This is a genomic window from Spirochaeta thermophila DSM 6578 (assembly GCF_000184345.1).
In the GTDB taxonomy this organism is placed as follows: Bacteria; Spirochaetota; Spirochaetia; order Winmispirales; family Winmispiraceae; genus Winmispira; species Winmispira thermophila.
Genome location: NC_017583.1, coordinates 2008587 through 2030419, shown reverse-complemented (window position 1 = coordinate 2030419; position 21833 = coordinate 2008587). Strand labels below are relative to the sequence as shown.

General features: G+C 60.7%; 18 protein-coding genes. 13 read left to right on the top strand and 5 right to left on the bottom strand.

Annotated features, from left to right (window positions below; translation table 11 throughout):
* Nucleotides 1–295: 295 nt before the first annotated feature.
* The 3 genes from SPITH_RS09245 (at nt 296) to SPITH_RS09235 (ending at nt 2763) form a co-directional block, all read left to right on the top strand.
* Nucleotides 296–748: an Hsp20/alpha crystallin family protein gene (locus tag SPITH_RS09245; protein ID WP_013314513.1), complete on the top strand. Its 453-nt coding sequence runs from the start codon at nt 296–298 to the stop codon at nt 746–748.
* Nucleotides 749–769: 21 nt separating this feature from the next.
* Nucleotides 770–1147, top strand: a complete 378-nt coding sequence (locus tag SPITH_RS09240) for an Hsp20/alpha crystallin family protein (RefSeq protein ID WP_013314512.1) — start codon at nt 770–772, stop codon at nt 1145–1147.
* 101 nt (nt 1148–1248) lie between these two features.
* A complete protein-coding gene (locus tag SPITH_RS09235; RefSeq protein WP_014625395.1) occupies nt 1249–2763 on the top strand; it encodes a Do family serine endopeptidase in 1515 nt (504 codons plus the stop codon).
* 69 nt (nt 2764–2832) lie between these two features.
* Here the strand turns inward: SPITH_RS09235 and SPITH_RS09230 are convergent, their stop codons facing one another.
* The 3 genes from SPITH_RS09230 to SPITH_RS09220 all read right to left on the bottom strand — a co-directional run bounded on the left by SPITH_RS09230 (nt 2833) and on the right by SPITH_RS09220 (nt 6641).
* Nucleotides 2833–3912: a glycoside hydrolase family 130 protein gene (locus SPITH_RS09230; RefSeq protein WP_014625394.1), complete on the bottom strand. Its 1080-nt coding sequence runs from the start codon at nt 3910–3912 to the stop codon at nt 2833–2835.
* Complete coding sequence (locus SPITH_RS09225; protein ID WP_014625393.1) at nt 3896–5116, bottom strand: glycosyltransferase; 1221 nt, start codon at nt 5114–5116, stop codon at nt 3896–3898. The genes SPITH_RS09230 and SPITH_RS09225 overlap by 17 nt, the downstream gene beginning before the upstream one ends.
* Nucleotides 5117–5177: 61 nt before the next feature.
* Entirely contained in the window at nt 5178–6641 is a 1464-nt protein-coding gene (locus SPITH_RS09220; RefSeq protein WP_014625392.1) for a glycoside hydrolase family 130 protein, read from the bottom strand.
* A gap of 114 nt (nt 6642–6755) precedes the next feature.
* On the opposite strand from SPITH_RS09220, the gene SPITH_RS09215 reads away from it, so the two are divergent.
* Nucleotides 6756–7271, top strand: a complete 516-nt coding sequence (locus SPITH_RS09215) for a nucleoside-diphosphate kinase (RefSeq protein ID WP_014625391.1) — start codon at nt 6756–6758, stop codon at nt 7269–7271.
* Nucleotides 7272–7295: 24 nt separating this feature from the next.
* On the top strand, nt 7296–8612 hold the full coding sequence (argA, locus tag SPITH_RS09210; RefSeq protein WP_014625390.1) for an amino-acid N-acetyltransferase: 1317 nt from the start codon (nt 7296–7298) through the stop codon (nt 8610–8612).
* A 13-nt stretch (nt 8613–8625) separates the two neighbouring features.
* On the opposite strand, the gene SPITH_RS09205 is transcribed toward argA, so the two are convergent.
* Both SPITH_RS09205 and SPITH_RS09200 read right to left on the bottom strand, forming a co-directional pair.
* Nucleotides 8626–9024 carry a hypothetical protein gene (locus SPITH_RS09205; RefSeq protein ID WP_014625389.1) on the bottom strand — a complete coding sequence of 133 codons (399 nt, stop codon included), beginning with the start codon at nt 9022–9024 and terminating at the stop codon, nt 8626–8628.
* 8 nt (nt 9025–9032) lie between these two features.
* Entirely contained in the window at nt 9033–10256 is a 1224-nt protein-coding gene (locus SPITH_RS09200) for an ROK family transcriptional regulator (RefSeq protein ID WP_014625388.1), read from the bottom strand.
* 177 nt (nt 10257–10433) lie between these two features.
* Here SPITH_RS09200 and SPITH_RS09195 point away from each other — a divergent pair, with 177 nt between their 5' ends.
* The 8 genes from SPITH_RS09195 to SPITH_RS09160 all read left to right on the top strand — a co-directional run bounded on the left by SPITH_RS09195 (nt 10434) and on the right by SPITH_RS09160 (nt 21831).
* On the top strand, nt 10434–12155 hold the full coding sequence (locus SPITH_RS09195) for an ABC transporter substrate-binding protein (RefSeq protein ID WP_014625387.1): 1722 nt from the start codon (nt 10434–10436) through the stop codon (nt 12153–12155).
* A 128-nt stretch (nt 12156–12283) separates the two neighbouring features.
* A complete protein-coding gene (locus tag SPITH_RS09190; RefSeq protein ID WP_014625386.1) occupies nt 12284–13276 on the top strand; it encodes an ABC transporter permease in 993 nt (330 codons plus the stop codon).
* Nucleotides 13273–14190: an ABC transporter permease gene (locus SPITH_RS09185; protein WP_014625385.1), complete on the top strand. Its 918-nt coding sequence runs from the start codon at nt 13273–13275 to the stop codon at nt 14188–14190. Before SPITH_RS09190 ends, SPITH_RS09185 begins: the two co-directional genes overlap by 4 nt.
* 3 nt (nt 14191–14193) lie before the next feature.
* Complete coding sequence (locus tag SPITH_RS09180; RefSeq protein ID WP_014625384.1) at nt 14194–15156, top strand: ABC transporter ATP-binding protein; 963 nt, start codon at nt 14194–14196, stop codon at nt 15154–15156.
* Complete coding sequence (locus SPITH_RS09175) at nt 15149–16102, top strand: ABC transporter ATP-binding protein (protein WP_014625383.1); 954 nt, start codon at nt 15149–15151, stop codon at nt 16100–16102. Before SPITH_RS09180 ends, SPITH_RS09175 begins: the two co-directional genes overlap by 8 nt.
* Nucleotides 16103–16179: 77 nt before the next feature.
* Nucleotides 16180–18027, top strand: coding sequence for a glycoside hydrolase family 3 protein (locus tag SPITH_RS09170; protein WP_014625382.1), 1848 nt, complete (start codon nt 16180–16182; stop codon nt 18025–18027).
* Nucleotides 18028–18078: 51 nt separating this feature from the next.
* Nucleotides 18079–20451, top strand: coding sequence for a chemotaxis protein CheA (locus tag SPITH_RS09165; RefSeq protein ID WP_014625381.1), 2373 nt, complete (start codon nt 18079–18081; stop codon nt 20449–20451).
* A gap of 9 nt (nt 20452–20460) precedes the next feature.
* Entirely contained in the window at nt 20461–21831 is a 1371-nt protein-coding gene (locus tag SPITH_RS09160) for a chemotaxis protein CheW (RefSeq protein ID WP_014625380.1), read from the top strand.
* Nucleotides 21832–21833 lie beyond the last annotated feature (2 nt).

Below are 21833 nucleotides of genomic sequence, written 5' to 3'. Positions count from 1 at the left end.
GGCGAGGCGGGGCGTTCCTGCAAGGGGCTCCATGGATCCCCGGTGAGGGCGGAATCGTATCATTATGACACACGGTGTCTCTCGGGGCGCCTTCCCCGGGTGGGTAATTTCGACCCAATCGGGACCGCCCATCCATACTCGCCGTCCGAGGTAGGCACGTTTAAGCTCTTTCCAACAAATGAGATGTGCACTTGTCATTGGGTTGGCACGGCATTTGCTAATCTGCATGTGGAGCGAAAATCGCTCCGGCCCACGTGGTGGGCTCCATACACACACCGTACGTAAGGAGGGAGATATGGCAAGGGATCTCGTGAGAAGGACGACCGACACTTGGCTCGACGAGCTGGACAGGATACAGGAGGAGATCAACCGGGTCTTCGACCTCGTATGGCCTGAGACCACAGGTCTGTTCGACAGAGTCACCTCGCCGAGTCTCGATGTGATGGAGACCGACAACGAGGTGATCGTCTCCTGCGACCTCCCGGGTGTGAGCGAGAAGGATCTCGACATCACCCTCACCAACAACGTACTGACCATCAAGGGCGAGAAGAAGGACGAGAAGGAGGAAAAGAAGGGAGATTACTACCGTAAGGAGTCCTGGAGCGGTGCGTTCCAGAGGACGGTCTCCCTGCCGGATTCCATCGATCCCGATGCGGTGAAGGCCGAGCTCAAGAACGGGGTGCTCACCATCACCATCGCAAAGAGGGAGGAGAAGAAGCCCAAGAAGATCGCCGTGCAGGTGAAGTAATCCCGGGGAAGGAGGTGTGCCATGAAAGAGAGGAAGGAACTCCAGAAACAGGAAGCGAGGAAAGAGGAGCGGGTCTTCCGGCCTCCTGTGTACGACGTGCGCGAGGAGGACGGGAAGATCGTGGTGAGGATGGAGATGCCGGGCGTGGACAAGGATGGGGTGGAGATCTCCGTGGAGGACAACACCCTCACGGTGGTGGGGCACAGGAAGGACACCCTTCCTGAGGGGGCCTACCTGGTGAGGGAGCGGAGGATGTGCGACTACAGGAGGGTCTTCACCCTCGACGAGACCGTGGACCCCGAGTCCATCGAGGCCCGGCTGGAGAACGGTGTGCTCTTTCTCACCCTCCAGGTGAAGGAGAGCGCGAAACCGAAGAAGATAGAGGTGAAGACCGCCTGAGTGGCTGCAGGGGCTGCCCGATGGGCAGCCCCTGTTGTGTTGTAACTTTTTCCGGCCGGATTCGTTTTTGTGAGAGAAGCTCGTGATGCGGGAGGAGCGATATGAAGCGGAATCTTGTCCTCAGAGCCGTGGCGTTCGTGTTCCTCGTGGTTGCGTGCACGCAGGCGCAGCAGAACGTGGCCTTCGTCGACTCCACTACGGTAGCCGGTCAGACGGCCGATCCCTCTCCCTCTGCGGTCCCCGTGAGGGAGGAACGGGTGGTCGAGAAGACCTATGTCGACCCGAGGGCCTTTGAGGAGATATTCAACCGGGTCTCACGTGATGTCCTCCCTGTGGTGGTGGAGATCAACGTGGTGGAGGTGGTGAAGCAGCGGGTGCCCTCCTTCGAGTCCCCCTGGGACTTCTTCTTCGGGACACCGCAGTTCCAGGAACGGGAGTTCAGGCGGAGCGGACTCGGCTCGGGCGTGATCGTACGTCGTGACGGCAAGACGGTCTACGTGCTCACGAATGCCCACGTGGTGGGGGATGCGGACGAGATCAGCGTGAAACTCTACGACCAGCGGACCTTTCCTGCGAAGATCGTGGGGAAGGACGAGCGGATCGACCTCGCGGTGGTCTCTTTTGAGACCTCCGAGGAGATACCGGTGGCCCGGCTGGGCGACTCCGACACCCTCGAGGTGGGCGACTGGGTGCTCGCGGTGGGTAATCCGTACGGATTCGAGTCCACCGTGACGGCCGGCATAGTCAGCGCCTTGGGGAGGAAGAGCCCCCCCGGTACGCAGATCGGTGAGTTCACGGACTACATCCAGACCGATGCGGCCATCAATCCGGGCAACTCGGGCGGGGCGCTCGTGAACCTCGACGCCGAGGTGATAGGGATCAACGCGTGGATCGCCTCCCAGACCGGAGGCAACGTGGGGCTCGGGTTCGCCATCCCCATCAACGTGGCGAAGCGGACCATGGAACAGCTCATCGAGAGAGGGCACGTGGCCTATGGATGGCTGGGTGTGACCCTCCTCGACCCTTCGGACGTGGCGTTCCCCGGGTTTGCCGAGGCTCTCGGTATCAAGGGGAAGAAGGGAACGCTCATCTCCAACGTGTACGTGGGGTCCCCCGCGTGGCAGGCGGGGCTGAGGCCGGGGGACTTTGTGGTGCGGGCGGGGAACACCGTGATCACCCAGGCCTCGGAGCTCTCCCGGGAGATCGGGATGCGGAGCCCCGGCGAGCGTGTTGAGATAGAGGTGCTCAGGCAGGGCGGGAGCAAGGTCTTCACCGTGCGCCTCGGGGAGAGGAAGACCGACGATGAGCTTTCCCGGTCCGTGGAGCAGTTATGGCCCGGTCTCATGGTCACTCAGCTCACCGACGAGGTGCGTGAGCGGTACGGGGTCGAGGCCCGTACGGGCGTCCTGGTGGTACAGGTGGCGGCCGGGACTCCACCTGCGGTGGCCGGCCTTCGTGCAGGGGATGTGATCACCGCTGTGGGAGACCGGGCCGTGAGGTCGGTGAAGGACTTCTACGGAGCTCTCGCCGAGACGAGCAGGCCGGGGGCCACGGTACGTTTCAGCGTGCTCCGGGGCACCACCGAGGTGGTGATCGGCCTCAAGGTACCCAGATAGGTGTTCGTGGAGTGATGAAAGAGAGGCCCACCCTGAGGGTGGGCCTCTTGTGTACCCTCATGTAAGCGATCAACCTGCTGCTCGAGACCCGCGGTCACCGTGGGCCTCGAGATGGGCGAAGACCTCTTCCAGTCCGGTGCGGACGAGGCAGGTATACTGATCCGCCGCGCCGTAGTATATGGAGAGCGTTCCGTCCTCGTGGGCGATGATCCCGTTGGTGAAGAGCACGTTTCCGAAGAAGCCTTCCTTCTCGTAGGGTGCCTCGGGTTCCATGAGGGGAACGGTACCCCGCGCGATGATCTTCCGAGGATCTTCGTGGTCGAGGAGAAGGGCGAAGAGGGTGTAGCGTTGTCCCTCTCCTTTCGCGTGGTAGATCTGGAGCCACCCCTTCGTCGTCCTGATCGAAGGCGCGCCGCCCCCTATCTTCATCGCCTCCCACACGGTGGGCCGTGGTCGGGCAAGGCAGGAGTGCGCTCCCCAGTGAAGGAGGTCCGGCGATTCCGCGTACCAGATCGACGGTTTTCCGAAGCCTTCGTTGTTGGGTCTGTGGAGGGCTGCGTACCTTCCTCGGATCTTTTCGGGGAAGATGCAGACATCCTTGTTCTGCGGATGGAAGATGATGCCGTGGCGCTCTACCGATCGGAAGTCGGTGGTGGAGGCGAGGGCCGTGGCCCACCCGTCGGGGGAAACCACGGTGAAGGTGATCCAGTACCTGCCCTCCAGGTACACCACCCGGGCATCCTCCACCCCGAACCGCTCGGCGGGAGAGGCGGGGAACAGGAAGGGGTCCTTCTCCACGGTGAAGTGTACCCCGTCTCTGCTTCGTGCGAGGCGGATGTGGCTCATGGTGGAGAGGTAGTCCACGCCCTTGTACACCACCCCCCTGGTGTCCTTGAGGCGTACATCGGGATCGTCTTCCCTGAATGACAGGACCGAGGGGATGCCGTTGCCCCCTTCCCTGAACTCCACATGGGGCACCCGTATCCACCCCTCCTCTTTTCGCACCCGTTCGGCTACACGGAGGAGGAGAAGGTACTCGTCGCCCACCTTGACGGCGCCGGGATTGAAGGCTCCGACCACTTCATACTCAGGAGTGGAGGGGGATACGTCTTCCGGTCGTATGAGGGGGTTCTCAGGATGTCGTTCCATGCATGCCTCCTTCTGCGGGGATACGGGGTGACAACGGTTTCACCCGATCGTCCTGTGCCGGTTCGGGGATGTAGATGTAGCGGGCCTTCCCCAGAGTGGAGCCGAGGATCCTTCGATACACCTCGATATGGGCTTCGGCCACCTTTTTCCAGGATGCCCTCTTCTCTACGTAACGACGGATGTTCTCTTGAAGCCGGGCATAGAGAGCCTTGTCGTTGAGCACACGGGGGATGAGTTCCAGGTAGTCTTCGTCTTGTTCCGCGATGAGACCTCCTCCGCTGCGTTCTATCACCTTTCTGAAGGCGAGAAGCCCGGAGGTGATCACCGGTCTGTGTGCGGCGAAACACTGGGCCAGCATCCCGCTCTGTGCCCCTTTCTCGTAAGGGAGCACCACCACATCGGCCGCAGAGAGGATGGTGTCGAACGTGTACTGGGGGAACTGACCACGGAAGACCAGGATACGGTCCTCCACGGGGGAGGAATGGATCTTTTCGAAAAGCTGTCTGCGGTACTCGTCGTACTCCAGGTTCCTCGTCTTGCCAGCCACTACGAGGACCAGGTCCTCCACCCTCTCCACCAGGCGGGGCAACAGATCGACGATGAGTTCGAACCGCTTGCTGGGCCTGAAGTAGCCGGCGAGGAGGAGCACCTTCTTGCCTTCGAGTCCCAGGATATGCTTCGCATTGGGTACCGGGCCAACCGTCCTGATTCCATGTTCGATGACCGCGATCTTCGACTCGAGGGAGGGGATATCGGGTAAACCCTCGAGGAGGGACGCTTTCTGGAAGTCCTCGTGCACGATGACACCGGACGCCGCCGAGAGGAGAGGGTGGAGTACGATCTTCTCCTCCCGTGAGAGGTGCTCGTACACGGTGTGGAGGGTGATGACCACCGGGATACCCACCAGATGGTAACGGAGTGTGAGATCGACGATCTCCATGCCCCGCTGGTCTCCATAGAGGCCGTACTCGTGCTGTATGTGCATGATGTCGGGGGTCATGGACGTACTGAGCTTGAATACCATGTGGGCGAAGGTATCGCTCCCGGGAGGAAAGACCGGAAACACACGCTCTCCCTGGGCGCCGAAGGGGCTCATCACGAAGATCTCCATCTGGTGGAACCTGAGGGCTTCCACCAGGTACTGACAGTACGTGGCGATACCGCACTCTATGGGCGGATGGGTGGAGATCATCCCTATACGCATGCAGTCCTCCTTTCAATTCAATGGGGTAGCGTCTCGGCCCCCAGAGCCGGACATCCCTTCTCTAGGGACCGCAGCGAAGTAGTTCCTCGAGAAGTTCATCCACCTGTACGATGGCGAAGCTCGTCACGTAGTCGGACATCGCGTAGGGGATGAGGAGCCTCCCCTCGTGCAGGAGGGAGCCGCAGCTGTAGAGTACGTTCGGCACGTATCCCGCCCGCTCCTCACCCACCGCTTCCAGGAGCGGATCCCTGAGTCGCCCGAGGACGCGGAGGGGGTCTTCACGATCGAGGAGCACCGCCCCCAGAGCGTAGTGGCGCATGGGCCCCACGCCGTGGGTGATCACGAGCCACCCCGCCTCGGTCTCTATGGGCGGTCCACAGTTCCCCATCTGGATGAACTCCCACACATACTTCGGTCTCAGGATGATCCGGTACTCGTTCCAGAAGCTCAGGTGATCGGAGAACATGAGGGTGATGGTCTCGTTGTCCTGGCGGCCGAGCATGCAGTACTTTCCCCCTATCTTCCGGGGGAAGAGCGCGAAGCCCTTGTTCTTCACCGCCTTGCCCGTGAGCGAGATGAACCTGAAGTGGGTGAAGTCCTTGGTCGCGAGGAGCTGTGGTGAGAAGCTCGTGCCGTCGTAGGCGGTGTAGGTCGCGTAGTAGGTGACGGCTCCCCTTTCGTCCACGAAGCGTACGAACCGGGCGTCCTCTATCCCCTTGAGATCGACCACGGTCGCAGGGGGGATCACCCGCCGGTCGATCGGTACGTCCGGCGGGAAGTATACCTCCTGGTTGAAGCTCGCGAGCCACTCTATCGCCTCGAGCGTTCCGAGGAATGGGCGCGTGTGGGTGGGGGTGGCCTCCCTGAGCTCTTCGATCCTCCGGATGAGATCGCGGTAGCCGAATTCTTCTTCGAGAGGGGAGAGGAGCAGTTCGGCGTACTCGTTGTAGTAACCCGCCTCAGTGAGCTTTGCGATGAACTCCCTCTTGTTGTAGGTGGAATTGGCGATGACTTGAGGGGGAAGGACGTAGCGGGCCCCGGATTCCTCCACCGTCACCCGGCCGTCGGGATGGAAGACCCCTTCCCTGAAGACGAGGGAGGAGATGTGTCCCTCACCCGTGGCCCGTAGGGAGAGGACGAAGCGGACGGCCCCCTCGGGGAGCCCGCTCTGATCCGGATGGGGAACGATGGATGGATTGAAGAGCGCCGAGGCCTCTATGGAATACTCGCTCGTGAAGAAGCTCCCGATGAAGAGTTTCCTCTCCTCCGAGAGTTCGGCATCCAGGAAGAGGTAGGGTCGAATCCTTTCGAAGTGTCTGGAGAGGCGTTCCTTCAGGTAGGACTCATGGTGGGAGAAACGCGCTGATACCGAGGAAAGATGCTCCGCCACCTCTTCTTCCGAGAGGGTGAGTATCCTCCCAAGGATGTGTTCTATCCGAGCCTTTTCCCCGGGGCTGAAGTACCGAAGGAGGACACGTTGAGGGTTGGGTCTCAGTTTCACGGGGACTCGCGTGACCGTGACCATGGATCCTCCTTGAGAAGAGGGAGAGAAGGATTCCCTCTTTAACTATAGTGAAGGAGTATGACGCTCGTCAATGAAACTGCTTGACAGAAGGGGGATGTCTCGTAAGATAGGGACATGGGAACACGGGAGATCACGCGTACCCTCTGTCTCGTCAAGCCCGATGGCGTGAGGCGAGGGTTGGTGGGAAGGATCCTCACGAGGTTCGAGGATGCGGGCCTCAAGATCGTGGCCATGAAGATGCTCGTGCCCGACGAGGAGCGCGCACGACGTCACTACCGATACGAGGATATTGCGGTACGACACGGAGAGGCCGTGTGGAACAGGCTCGTGCAATTCCTCTGTTCCGGCCCCGTGGTGGCCTTCGTGCTCGAAGGGGTGGACGTGGTGCCGGTGGTGAGGAAGCTCTGCGGCAGCACGGAGCCCGCGTCCGCCCCTCCTGGGACCATCAGGGGCGATTTTGCCCACCATACCTATGAATACAGCAATTCGGCCCAAGGGAGTGTCCGCAATCTCATCCATGCTTCGGCTACGGACGAGGAGGCCGCATACGAGATATCGGTGTGGTTCCTGAAAGAAGAGCTCGTCTCCGGATACAAGAGGTCGGACGAGGCCGAGCACTATCTCTCCTGAGAGGGAAGGACGGCATATACCCCTATGAACCTTCAGGAGCACGTGGAACTCATACGGGAGGTCTTTTACTATCTCCGCAGGTTCCGGGGGGCCACCTTCGTGGTGAAGGTGGACTACCGTGCGCTGCAGGCTCCCCACGCTCCGCTCCTGGTGAGAGACATCGCGCTCCTCAGACAGGCGGGAATCAACGTGATCCTCGTTCCCGGGGCAAAGGAGCGGATCGACGAGATCTGCAGGCAGTACGGCATCTCCTGGGAAGAGAAGGACGGGGTGCGCATCTCGCCGGAAGAGGCCATGCCCTTCATCGAGATGGCGGCCTTTGATGTCTCCACCAGGCTCATGACCGCCCTTGCGGGGGAGGGGATCCATGCCGTGGTGGGCAATTGGGTGCGGGCCCGGAGCCTCGGGGTGATAGACGGGGTGGACTTCCTGCGCACCGGGAGGGTGGAACGGGTGAACATCGAGCCGGTCGTGAAGCTCCTTCACGATGAGATCGTTCCCATCTTCCCCTGCGTGGGGTGGAACGCCCAGGGCAAGCCGTACAACATCTCCTCCAACGAACTCGCCGGCACCATCGCCGCCCAGGTCTCGGCGGAGAAGCTCTTCTACCTCATCGATCGACCGGGTTACAGGGCCGCCGATCTCCTCCTCCCCGAGGGAGTGGTCCTCACCGAGGAAGGGTATATCTCCAGACTCACCGTGGAGCAGGCCGAAGCCCTCCTCGAGATGAATCCGGGCAGCCGCTCCCATCTCGAGCACATCGCTCACGCGAGTCGTGCGTGCAGGGCCGGCGTGGACCGGGTACACATCCTCAACGCCATGATCGACGGGGTCCTCCTCAAGGAGATCTTCTCCAATCTCGGGGTAGGGACCATGATTCACAGGAACGAGTTCGAGAGTATCCGAGCCATGCGTGAGGAGGATGTTCCCGCGGTGCTCAGGCTCATGGATCCCCTCATCCGCGAGGGAGTGCTCCTCCCGAGGAGCGCGGATCAGCTCCGGAACGAATATCAGAACTTCTACGTGTACGAGCTCGACGGGAGCATCTACGGGTGCGGAGCTCTCTATATTTATGGGAAGGAAGGTGAGGTGGCCGGACTGGCCATGGACTCCACGGTGCGGCACCTGGGGATCGGTCGCAGGCTCACCACGTTTCTCATCGATCAGGCGCGCAAGGCAGGGCTCAAACGTCTCTTCGCCCTCACCACACAGGCCTCGGACTGGTTCGAGCAGATGGGGTTCTCACTTTCAACCCCGGAGGAGCTTCCCCCCGAGCGCCGCCGTCGCTACCTCCCTTCCCGCAACTCCCGCGTATACGTGAAGGACCTGGCCCAGGGCTGAGCAGGCGAGTCCGTCAATCGTCGTAGAAAAGCTCGTTCACCGCGTCCCATGTCTCGGGGTCGTTGTCCCTGAGTCTGCATACGAAGGCGTATTTGTCGAGGAGGAATCGCATCCTCTGAAGTTTCGCTTTCCGGGCCCATGCCTCCCTGTCCCCTCCCGAGTAGGGCTTCTCCATGTTGAGTTCGGCCTCGAACTCCTCGGGGCCGAGCGAGGCGAGTCGCTCGAGTTCTTCCCTCAACTGTGCTTTGGTGATGCGTACGAGGTCGAGATCGAGCTTGCCCTGCGTGAAAGAAAAGGAGAGCATGTCCAGATGGGCCGCTGTCTTTTGGATGATGTCCGGAGCATGATCGGGCAACCGCTCCAGATCCTCGAGAATCCCCTCATAGGCCTTCCGGAATTCCTGTTCCGTCATACTATAGACTATAGACGAGAATCCTCTGACTGTACATACGTGCGTGGCGGAGTATCAGGATTCCCCCCCTGCCAGTGCTCGAGCACCAGCTCGAGGAGGTTCAGGCCCGAGGGAAGGACCCTGGAGCCGGGTACCACCTCCGGCACGCTGAAGAGACGCTCGAGGAAGCAGCCTGCGGCGCCGTAGGCCACGGTCTTCTCTTTGAGAGGCGACATCTCGATGCGTGGGGAAGTCTGCTCGGGATAGAGCCAGTTCGCCTGAATCTCTTCCATGAAAATGGTCTTCACTTCCTGTTCGAAGGCCTCCAGATCACCGCAGACCACGATCCGGCTCAGGTCGAGGGTGTTGGCCAGGAATGCCACGTGCTTGCCCAGTTCCACGATGACCTTCTTCACCACCTGCGGGTCGGGTATGCGCGCCGCTTCCTCGTCCGGGATGCTGAACTGGGTGACGTTCGGGGGTCGCCAGAGGATGCTCTTGAACTCTCCTGCGATGAAGTGATCACCGTAGAAGACCCCCTCGTGAAAGAGAAACGCCATGCCGATGCCGATCCCCATCTGGGGAACGGTGTGGGCACTGGTTTGGCGGAATTCCGAGAGGATGAAGAGTGCGTTCCCCTCACGGGCGCCCCTCGTCTGGAGGAGATCGGCCCAGCAACAGCAGTTCGCGTCGTTCTCGATGAACACGGGAAGTCCGAACCGTTTCTCGAGGGGAGGGACGAGTGCGGTGGGGGAGGTGATGTCCAAGGGATTGGAGCGGTGCACCACGCCCTCGAAGGGATCGACCAGACCTGAAAGCCCTATCCCCATGCCGGCGAGCGGGAGGCCGAGGGCTCGGACCTCCTCCCTGGTCTCCTCGATCATGCGGGCGGTGATGAGGATGATATCGTCCTCCTCCGGGAGGGCGGCCTCCTTGTAGAAGAGTTCCTTTCCCGTGAAGTCGAGCGCGATGGCGGAATACGTCGTGGTATGGAGTTCGAACCCCAGGACCATCCCGAAGGAAGGATTGATGCCCAGGTAGATGGGTTTCCTTCCGCCACGTGGACCCGAGGGGCCTTCCTCGCGGGGGACGACGAGACCCATCTGTTCGAGGGATGCCACGATCTTCGTGACCGTGGACTTGTCGAGGCCCAGATCCTCGGCGATCTCGCTCCTGCTCTTCCGGGGAAAGTGCCACACGTGTCTGAGGACCCGCGAGATATTGATGGCATTGATGGTACGCGCATTGGCCATGCTACTTTTATATCATATCCCAGGAAAGAGTACAACAAGAACTTGATTGACTACTCCAAAAAAAGCTTGACAGCTCCGGAAAGCCGGGGGTATACTTTCGTTGATGTGATACAATAACCAAGGATCGCACAACCCCAATGTCATTGGGGTAGTTATATCACAGCAGGAGGGACTGTCATGAGAAAAGCCTTTACCGTGGTCTTGAGTCTCTTCCTCCTTGCGGGTGTGGTGTTCGCGAGCGGTCAAGCTGCACAGCAGGCCGGCGCGGCTCCCTCTCAGCAGGTGGTGGAGTTCCCCAGGAACGAGACCCTGTACTCCAGCGGTACCATGTGGGCCCCACCGTCCAACTGGAACCCCTACACCCCGTGGGCGGTGGCGACAGGTACCATCGGGCTCTGCTACGAGCCTCTCTTCCTCTATGATCCGCTCAAGGACGAGTTCATCCCATGGCTCGCCGAGAGCGGGAAGTGGGTGGACGCCAAGACGTACGAACTGAAGGTGAGGAAGGGGATCACGTGGCAGGACGGCAAGCCTCTCACCGCCGAAGACGTGAAGTTCACCTTCGAGCTCGCCAAGCAGCAGAGCGTGTCCCTGAGCACCATCTGGGATTGGCTCGCCGAGATCGTGAAGGTCGACGATTACACCTTGCGGTTCACGTTCAGCGATCCGCGTTACCAGTCGTGGGACAACACCCTCTACACCCAGGGGATCGTGCCCAAGCACATCTTCGAGGGGAAGGAGGACGTGGCCAACGATGCGAACGAGAACCCCGTGGGTTCCGGTGCCTACAAGTACTACGGGCACAGTGAAGATCGTATGATCTGGGTGCGGAACGAAGACTGGTGGGCCACCAAGCTTCTCGGCAAGAAGGTTGCTCCCAAGTACATCGTCGACATCCGCAACTCGAGCAATAACGTGGCGCTCGGCATGGTGGTGAAGGGTGAGCTCGACCTGTCCAACAACTTCCTGCCCGGGATCGCCGCCCTGGTGAAGCAGGGGTACGTGAAGACCTACTACGACGGGCCTCCGTACATGCTCTCGGCCAATACCGCGTTCCTCTGGCTCAACCTCACCAAGAAGCCTCTCAACGATCCGGCCTTCCGGAGGGCCATCGCCTTCGCCATCGATACCCAGAAGATCGTGAACGTGGCCTACGCAGGCCTCGTCCAGGCTTCGGATCCGACCGGCCTGCTCCCCACCTGGAGCAAGTACATCGACAAGAACGTGGTGGCGAGGTACGGGTTCAAGTACGATACCGCCCAGGCGAAGAAGATCCTCGCCGACGCGGGCTACAAGGACGTGGACGGCGACGGGTTCGTCGAGGCGCCGGACGGGTCCAAGATCAGGCTCTCGGTGATCGTGCCGTTCGGGTGGACCGACTGGATGGAGTCCATCAAGATCGTGGCCGAGGGGTGTAAGGCCGCCGGTATCAACGTGGAGCCCGAGTACCCCGACTTCGGTGGATACTCCGACCAGCTCTACGGCGGCACCTTCGACATGGCGATCAACAACTTTGGCTCCGGTCTCAGCAACACCCCGTGGACCTTCTACAACTGGGTGTTCTACCATCCCATCTCGGACAACATGCCCAACGGTAACTTCGGCCGGTATAACAACCAGCAGATCTTCGACCTCGTGGAACAGCTCAATCGTGTGCCCACCGACGATACCGAGGGCATGAAGGCGGTGATCTCCAAGATCCAGGAGATCCAGCTTAAGGAGATGGTGGCCATCCCGCTCTGGTTCAACGGCCTCTGGGCCCAGTTCAACACCTCCGTGTGGACCAACTGGCCCACCGCAGCCCCGGATACCCCCGACTACATGCCGTGTCTGTGGGGTGGGTATGTCCAGGTGGGTGGTCTCCTCACCCTCACCGAACTCAAGCCCGCACAGCAGTAAGCACGTCGAGGCCCTCCCCAGGGGGGAGGGCCTTCTTCTCCCCCTCAATTCCAGTGCAAAAAGTCTTTACGGATCGGATTCGGGCGTTATAATGGAACAAGAGGGTATCAACAAGCTCAGGAGGATACGTGAAACGCTACTTCATCCGGAAGATAGGTGTCTATCTCCTCACGTTTTTCGTGGCCGTCACCATCGACTGGCTCATTCCCCGCTTCATGCCGGGGGATCCCATACAGTCGATGCTCGCGAGGGCCCAGCTCAGGCCCGATGCGTACAAGATCATCTACAGTCACTACACTCAGGCCTTCGGGCTCGATCTGCCCCTGTGGAAACAGTATCTCAATTTCTGGGGGGCGGTCTTCAGGGGTGATCTTGGGATCAGCATCTACCGGTTTCCCACGCCGGTGATGAAGGTCATCATGGAGGCCGTGCCCTATGACATCGCACTCCTCCTTCCCGCCGTGCTCTTGAGTTGGTGGGCGGGGAACAAGTTCGGGGCCTTCGCCGCCAGGCGGAAGCGGCTCGACAACACCTTGCTGCCGGTGGGGTACTTCCTCACGGCCACTCCCTACATGTGGATGGCGATCATCCTCGCCTGGGTGCTCGGCACGGCCTTCGGGGTCTTTCCCATCGCCGGGGCCTACAGCTTCGGTCTGGTGCCGCATCTCTCGGTGCGATTCTTCCTCGATCTCCTCTGGCACTGGTTCCTGCCCTTCGCCTCTCTCTTCCTGGTGATGTTCGGGGGATGGGCCATAGGCATGCGGAACATGATCATCTACGAGTTGGAGGCGGACTACTCGCGCTATCTCGAGGCCCTGGGTGCACCCCGGAGGCTCATCCGTCGGTATGCCTTCCGGAACGCCATCCTGCCCCAGGTGACCGGGCTCGCCCTCCAGTTGGGGACGATCGTCGCGGGAGCCCTCGTGACCGAGCAGGTCTTCTCCTATCCCGGCATAGGGTATCAGATCCTGGCCGCCATTCAGAACAAGGACTACTTCCTCCTCCAGGGATGTTTTCTTTTCATCATCATCGGGGTGCTTCTCGCGAACTTCTTCATCGACGTGATCTACATCCTCATCGATCCGAGAACCCGTTACGGACTTACAGGAGAGTCGGCATGAGTGACAGGGAAATGATTCACGAGGTACAACAAGGGGCAGAACCTCCCCAGGAGGTCAAGCCTCAGATGTCGTCCTTCAGGGAGCTCCTGTTCTTCGCATGGAGGAACACGCGGGTGAGGATAGGGGTGGCCATCGTGGGGTTCTTCCTCCTCGTGGCCCTCGTGGGGCCTCTCTTTGCGAAGTACGATCCGAACGAGTACGTGGGGCCTCCGAACCAGCCTCCGAACGCGGAGTATTGGTTCGGGACCACCACCTTCGGCCAGGATGTGTACAGCCAGTTCGTCTACGGCCTGAGACCCGTGTTCATCGTGGGCCTCCTTGGAGGAGGTCTCGGTACCCTCATCGGTATGCTCATAGGATTCGTCGCGGGATACAGGGGCGGAGTCGTCGATGAGGCCCTCAACATGTTGACCAACATCGTGATCGTGATTCCCACCTTCGCCCTCCTTCTCATCATTGCGGCCTACCTCAAGGTGCGGAGTATCTTCAGCGAGGCCCTCTTCATAGGGTTCACCGCGTGGCCGTGGGCGGCACGCGCCATCAGGGCACAGACCTTCTCCCTGAGGGCCAGGGAGTTCGTGGACCTCGCGCGGATCACGGGGATGCGTTCGGGGAAGATCATCCTCACCGAGATCGCCCCCAACATGATGTCATACCTCTTCATGACGTTCATCCTCCAGTTCGGTGGTGCCATACTCAATGCGGCGACTCTCGACTTCATCGGTCTCGGCCCCACCAACGCCATGTCCCTGGGACTCATGATGAACAACGCGGTGCTCTGGAGCGCGCTCCAGCTCGGTGTGTGGTGGTGGTTCGTGCCGCCCGGGCTCGCGATCGCCGCCATAGTGGGGGCCCTCTACATCACGAACGTAGGGCTCGACGAGGTCTTCAACCCCAAACTCAGGGAGATGTGAGGCATGAGTCTACAGATAGAGAATCTCAGGGTGTACTATCAGACCCTCCGGGGTGATGTGAAGGCCCTCGACGGGGTCACCTTCACCATAGGAGATGGAGAGATCATGGGGCTCGCGGGGGAGTCGGGGTGCGGAAAGTCCACGCTCGGCAACAGTCTGGTGCTCCTCAAGCCGCCCATGCGCTATGTGGAGGGCTCGGTCACCGTGGACGGGGACGAGCTTCCCATATGGGACTTCGAGAGGATGAACGAATATCGGTACCGCACCATCTCCACCGTGCCGCAGTATGCCATGAATGCGATGAATCCCACGAGGAAGATCGGTCGGATGATCGCCGAGATCCTCGAGGCGAAGGGGGAGAATTTCGAAGCCCTGCTCCCCGAGCTCACACGCCGTCTCGAGCTCGTGGAGCTGCCCGAGAAGGTGCTCGACATGTACCCCATCGAACTTTCCGGTGGGATGAAGCAGCGGATGGTGATGGTGATCTCCACCCTCCTGAACCCCTCGGTCCTCATTGCCGACGAGATCACCTCGGCCCTCGACGTCTCCACCCAGAAGGCGATCGCCGAGATGCTGGTGGAGTTCCGCAACAGGGAGTTCGTGAAGTCGATGATCGTCATCACCCATGACGTCTCGATCCTCTACCAGATCGCCGACAGCATCATGGTGATGTACGCGGGCAAGTTCGCCGAGCGGGCCCCCACCTCCACGCTCATCCGGGAGCCTCGGCATCCCTATACCCAGATGCTCATCTCGTCGCTCCCCGAGATAGGGGTGAAGTTCGGCGAGAAGCGGCTCAAGGGAATACCGGGCAAGCCGCCCCTCCTCCTCGATCCCCCCCGGGGATGCAGATTCAGGGACAGGTGCCCGTTCGCCCACGAACGGTGTGTGGAGGAACCACCCGTGATCGAAGTGGAAAAAGGACACTGGGTATCCTGCTGGAAGGAGGTAGGGAGCGATGCTTGAACTGCAGCATGTCTCGAAGATCTACAGGATAGGGGCCTTCGGGCGGAAGACCCTGAGGGCGGTGGACGATGTGAGCTTCGATATCGCGGACGGAGAGGTGGTCTCGCTCATCGGGGAGAGCGGAAGCGGGAAGACCACCATCGGGAAGATGATCCTCAGGCTGATAGGGATTTCGGAGGGAAAGATCCTCTTCGACGGCCAGGACATCTCGCTCCTCAAGGGGGCGTCGCTCAAGGAGTACTATCGCTACGTACAGGGGGTCTTCCAGGATCCCTTCAGTTCGTACAACCCCATCTTCAAAGCGGATCGTATCTTCAGCCTGGTGAAGGAGGAATTCTACCCTTCAACCTCCGCCTCCGAATGGAAGGAGAAGGTCGAGGGTGCCCTCCGCGCGGTGGGCCTCAACCCTCCCGACGTACTCAACAAGTACCCCCATCAGCTGAGCGGGGGCCAGCTCCAGCGGTTCCTCATCGCCCGGGCCCTGCTCCTCGACGTGAAGTTCCTGGTGGCGGACGAGATCATCAGCATGCTGGATGCCTCTACCCGCGTGGACGTGCTCAACCTCATAGGCGATCTCAAGGCGCGGGGGCTTTCGGTCCTCTTCATCACGCACGATCTCGCCCTGGGGTACTACATAGGTGACAAGGCGGTGATCATGTACAAGGGGAGGGTGGTGGAGATGGGCTCCACCGAGAAGGTCTACCACGACACGCTCCATCCCTATACCAAGATGCTCATGGCCGCTGTACCCAGATTGGATGAAAAATGGGAGGAGGTGGAGATCCGCCTCAAGGAGCAGGTGGGTGACGGGACTCTGGGGTGTCCCTACTACGGCCGGTGTCCCGTGGCGGAGGACCGTTGCCGAGTGGAGACTCCACCCCTTCATCGAAAGGACGAGGACCACTGGGTGGCGTGCTGGAAGTACTACGACGAAAAGGATGGCTGAGCGACGAGGGAGGGTTGCATGCCCTCCCTCTTTTGTGAGACGGTTGGTAACGATAACACAGCAAAGAGGAGGGGAAAATGAAAAACCACAAGCCGGTCTGGTTGCTCATGATCGTGTTTCTTCTCTTTCCCACATGGGGATGTGGGGTGAAGGGTGATCCTTCACGAGGCAGGTTCAGGGACTCGTCCCTCTCTCCCGAGGAACGCGCGCGGGACCTCCTCTCCTACATGACGATTGAGGAGAAGATCGGTCAGATGGCCATGGTCGACAGGGGGTATCTCAAGAGCCCACACGACATCGCCGAGTACGGCCTGGGAGCCATCCTGAGCGGGGGAGGTTCTGCGCCGCGGCGGAATACCCCCGAGTCGTGGAAGGAGATGGTGGACGGCTTCCAGAGAGAGGCCCTCGGTACCCGTCTGGGTATTCCCATACTCTACGGCATCGATGCGGTGCATGGTCACAACAATGTCCACGGTGCAGTGATCTTTCCCCACAATATAGGGCTGGGGGCCACCGGGGATCCAGAGCTCGTCGAGCGGATCGGCCGGGCGGTGGCAGAGGAGGTGGTGGCCACGGGTATCCACTGGACCTTCGCCCCCTGTGTCACGGTCCCCCAGGACGAACGATGGGGAAGGACGTACGAGGGGTTCGGCGAGGATCCGGAGCTCGTGGCTCGGCTGGGAGCGGCGCTCATTCGGGGGTTCCAGGGCGTACCTGCTCCGGAGAGCCTCGCCCGGCCAGATACCATCCTCGCGACGGCCAAGCACTTCGTGGCAGACGGCGGGACCACAGGAGGGAAGGACAGGGGTGATGCACGGCTCACCGAGGAGGAGCTGAGGAAGGTGCACCTTCGTCCCTATGTGGAGGCGGTGAAGGCGGGTGTGGGATCGGTGATGGTGAGCTTCTCGAGCATCAACGGGGTGAAGATGCACGCCAACCGCGACCTCATCCAGGGTGTGCTCAGAGGAGAACTCGGGTTCGACGGACTCATCGTCTCCGACTGGGCGGCCCACACCGAACTGCCGGGTTCGCTCGAGGAGAAGCTCGCCACGGTGATCAACGCGGGGGTGGACATGATCATGATACCCGACGACTACCGGGGATTCGTGGCGGCGGTGAAGTCGCTGGTGGAGGAGGGGGTCGTATCGCGGAAGCGCATAGACGAAGCCGTGTACCGTATCCTCCTCACCAAGTTCCGTCTCGGACTCTTCGAACGTCCCATACAGGAGGACGTGGATTTCTCCATGGTGGGGAGCGAGCCCCATCGCGCCCTCGCCCGTGAGGCGGTCCGAAAATCGGTGGTCCTTCTCAAGAACGATGGAGGGGTCCTTCCCTTGAAGAAGGAAGGTACGCGTATCCTCGTGCTCGGTGACAAGGCCGACGATCTGGGAGTCCAGTGCGGTGGGTGGACCATCACCTGGCAGGGGAAGCGGGGGAGGGTCACCGAGGGGACGACCATCCTGGAGGCGATCAGGAAGGCCGTGAGCGATCCTTCCCTCGTGACGCACGTACGGCGGGCCTCGCAGCTCGCGCAGGTGAAGGCCGATGTGATCATCGTGGTGGTGGGAGAGACGCCCTATGCCGAGATGTACGGCGACAGACAGGATCTCTCGCTCACCAGGGAGGACGCGGAACTCATCATCCATGCCTCGCAGACCGGCCTGCCGGTGGTCGTGGTTCTCGTGAGCGGCAGACCCCGCATTATCACCGATCTGCTCGACTCCATGGACGCGCTCCTCGCGGTGTGGCTGCCGGGTACCGAAGGGGATGGGATCGCCGATGTCCTCTTCGGGGACTATGCGCCCACGGGAAAGCTACCCTTCGTCTGGCCCAGGAGCATGGAGGTGCTCCCTCTCACCATCGAGGAGAGTGGGCATCACCCGGAAAAGGCCCTGTTTCCTTATGGATACGGCCTTTCCTACTGAGCGTTTTCAGCTTGACTTATAGGGAGGTTTATATAAAGATAGAAGGAGACAATGAGCGACTATCTTGACCCTCACAATGAAGAGCTTCTCAAAGATTTCTTTGCAGAGGCCTACCAGCAGGTGGAGCTCATGGAGCAGAACCTGCTGGTGCTGGAACAGGATCCGGGCAACTCCGAGGCCGTAGACGAGATCTTCAGGGCGGCCCATACCTTGAAGGGGGGAGCGGGGACCGTCCAGATGGAGGAACTCGCGGAATTCACACACGCCCTCGAGGATGCCCTGGATGAGATCCGAAGCGGCACGGTGAAGGTCTCCTCGGAGATCGTGGACCTGCTTCTCTCCTCGCTCGACGTGCTCAAGGCCATGCTCGGGGCGAGAGAAGCGGGAGACGTGTACCGAGAGGATGTCTCTGCTCTGCTGGAACGCCTCAAGGCCCTCCAGGGAGCCGGAGCACACCCGCCTGCGGAACCCCCTGCATCAGGAAAGAAAGCCGGATCGTCCCGGAAAGGCGCTCCCTCCAGAGGCAAGGCCGCTTCCACCGGAGGAGAGAGCCTCTCGGAAGAGGAGATACGCGAGCTCTTCGAGGCGGCCCCGTCGAGGCACACCGTCTACAGGGTGCAGGTCACGTTCGACGAGTCGAATGTGATGAACACGGTGGGAGGGATCCAGGGCTTCGCCCTGCTCAAGGATCTGGGGGCGGTCCTCAGGACGGATCCTCCCTTCGAGAAGCTCTACGAGGACGAGTTCTTCCCGGTGGTGGTGTACTACGTGGCCTCTTCCCTTTCGGAGGAGGAGCTCCTCTCCCGTATCGTCTTCCCGAGTGACGTGGCGAAGGACGTGAAAGTGGAGCGGGTGAGCCTCCCCGAGGAGGGGGAAGAGGCACAAGGGAGAGGCGGGGAGCCCGAGGGCGTGGAGGAAGGAGCAGAGAGCGGGGGAGAAGAGGTGGGTCCCGTTCCGGCCGAAGAGGAGGAGGGGCCGCTCCCCGAGCTCCCGAAGAAGGCACCCGCTGCTCCTGTGCGCGAGAAGTCGGTGGCCACGTCCATTCTCCGGGTCGACAGCGGGAGGGTGGACGCCCTCCTCAATCTCGTGAGCGAGGCGGTCATCAACAAGGCCACGTTCAATCAGATTTCCGTCCAGTTCGGAGAGACGTTCACCCAGTTCCAGACCCTCCAGTCGCTCTTCGGCGAGAAACTCAGAGGCCTCATGGACGTGATCCCCGAGCTCGCACGTATGATGGTGGAGCAGGATGTCTCCGAGAAACAGGTGCGGCGGATGCTCCAGGAGCAGTACGGTGAACTCTTCGAGATGTTCGATCCGGTGGAGGCCTCGTTCAAAGGGATATTGAACAAGTATCGTGAGGCGACCCAGCAGCTCAACCGTATCACCGGAGAGATGCAGGAAGCGGTGATGCGTATCCGCATGGTCCCCATCTCGCAGATCTTCGCGCGTTTCCCGAGGTTGGTCAGGGATCTCTCACGGTCGCTCAAGAAGAAGATCAATCTCATCATCGAGGGGCAGGAGACCGAGCTCGACAAGTCGGTGATCGAGGATCTCCTCGATCCTCTCATCCACTGTGTGCGGAACTCGGTCGACCACGGTATAGAGGGCCCCGGAGAGCGGAAAAAGGCGGGGAAGCCGGAAGAGGGTACTATCGTCCTCAGGGCGCGGAACGAAGGCAATCTCATCGTGATAGAGATCATCGACGATGGACGGGGGATAGACGTAGAGGCGGTGCGGAAACGTGCGGTGGAACGGGGACTCATCCATCCTAACAAGATCCTCTCCCAGGTGGAGGCCTTCAACCTCATCTTCGAGCCCGGTTTCTCGACGGCACGGTCGGTCACCGATCTCTCGGGCCGGGGCGTGGGGCTCGACGTGGTGAAGCGGCAGATCGAGAAGCTCAACGGGTCCATCTCGGTCTGGTCGGAGCAGGGAAAGGGTACCCGGTTCACCATCAAGCTCCCCCTCACCCTCGCTATCATACAGGGGCTCCTGGTGCAGGTGGGTGGCGAACGCTACGCCATCCCCATCACCTCGGTGGTGGACTGCCACAGGATACGTCCTTCGGACATCCGATATATCGACGGGTATGAGGTCTTCGACGTACGGGAGGAGGTGGTCTCCCTCCTCAGGTTGAACCGTCTCTTCAAAATCCCCACGGATGAGGAGAAGGAGTATTTCTTCGTGGTCATCGTGGGAAGCGGGGAACGTAAGATGGGGATCGTGGTGGATGGCATCCTGGGAGAGGAGGACGTGGTGATCAAGCCTCTCAGGGATCACTTCGTGAATACGCCCGGCATCGCGGGGGCCAATATCACGGGTGAAGGCACCGTCTCCCTCATCATCGACGTCCCTCAGCTTCTGGAACTGGGTCTCAAGGAGGAGCGCGAGGCCCGGAAGAAGCGCGATACCAGTATCCTCTAGGAGTGCTGCATGGCGGTGAAAGATGCTGACCTGAAGGAACAGGACGCGGTGGAAGATGCGTGGGACGAGGAGGAAGAGGTCCAGGAGATAGAGATCCCCGATTTCAGGATGGTGACGTTTTCCCTGGGCGGACGGGATTACGGCGTGGATATCATGAAGGTGAAGGAGATCGCGAAGTTCGCCCAGTACACCTATGTGCCCAATACGCCTCCCTATGTCCGGGGGGTCTACAACCTGAGGGGTGAGATCATCTCGGTGGTGGACCTCAGGCGGATGTTCAATCTCCCCTTCGAGGAGACCCCCGGCCGGCCGGATACCGGACTCATCGTACACGTGGGGGATACCCTGGTGGGGGTGGTGGTGGACGCCATCGACCGGGTAGTCGCCGTCCCCTCCCGGAGGATTCAGCCTCCCCACCCCCTCTTCGGGGATATCAACGTTCGGTTCATAAGCGGTGTGGTGGAGCACGAAGAGAGGCTCTACATCGTTCTCGACATAGAGCGTATTCTCGGAAGAGAGGAAGAGGAATCCGCCCCGGAAGACTCGGCTCCTGCATCCGAGATCAGAAAGGAGAAGGCCTCGAAAGCCCCGAAGGAGAAGGTCCCCGCCCCGCGCAGGAAGGAAGAGCAGGACCTCCAGTTCATAAAAGAAGGGCTCGCCGCCCTCGCGGGATTCCATGTGACGGCTCTCAACGAAGCATGGGTGGAAGGCCGGTGGGAGGAGTGGAAGCAGGAGCGGGCCGCTCAGGGGAAGGAACTCCAGCTCCAGGAAGAGGAGGACGCCCGGGAGTTCCTTTCTCCTTTCTTCTCCCCGCATACCGGAGAGTTCTGGGGAGAGAAGTACGCGACGCGTGTGGCGGAGAGCCTGCCGAAGGAGGTGTCGCCGCCCTACAAGGTATGGAATGTCGGCTGTGGAAAAGGGTATGAGACCTACTCTCTCGCCGCGCTCCTCAGGAACCGATATCCCGGTGTGCTCCTCACCATCTGGGCGCAGGATGTAGACCTCCTGAGCGTCTCCATGGCACCCAATCTCGTGGTGAACAGGGAGGAGGTACCCTCCTGGCTCCATTCCTTCCTGGTTGAGGGCCGGAACGGCTACACCTTCTCGCAGGAGATCAAGGACGCCATCGTCTTCGAATATCATGATGTCTTGAACGCCAACCCGTTTGTTGGTATAGATCTCATTGTGGCACGGGATGTCCTCTCGTTCCTCGAGCCTTCGGCTCAGCTCAGGGTCCTGGAGGAGTGGGAAGAGAAGCTCAAGCCCAAGGGCCTTGTCCTCGCCGGGGCGCATGAGGACATAAGCGTGTACGAAGGATGGAAGAGGGTCCGGGATGATCTCCCGGTTTTTCAGAAATCGACGGTTGGAACGAAGGAGTGATA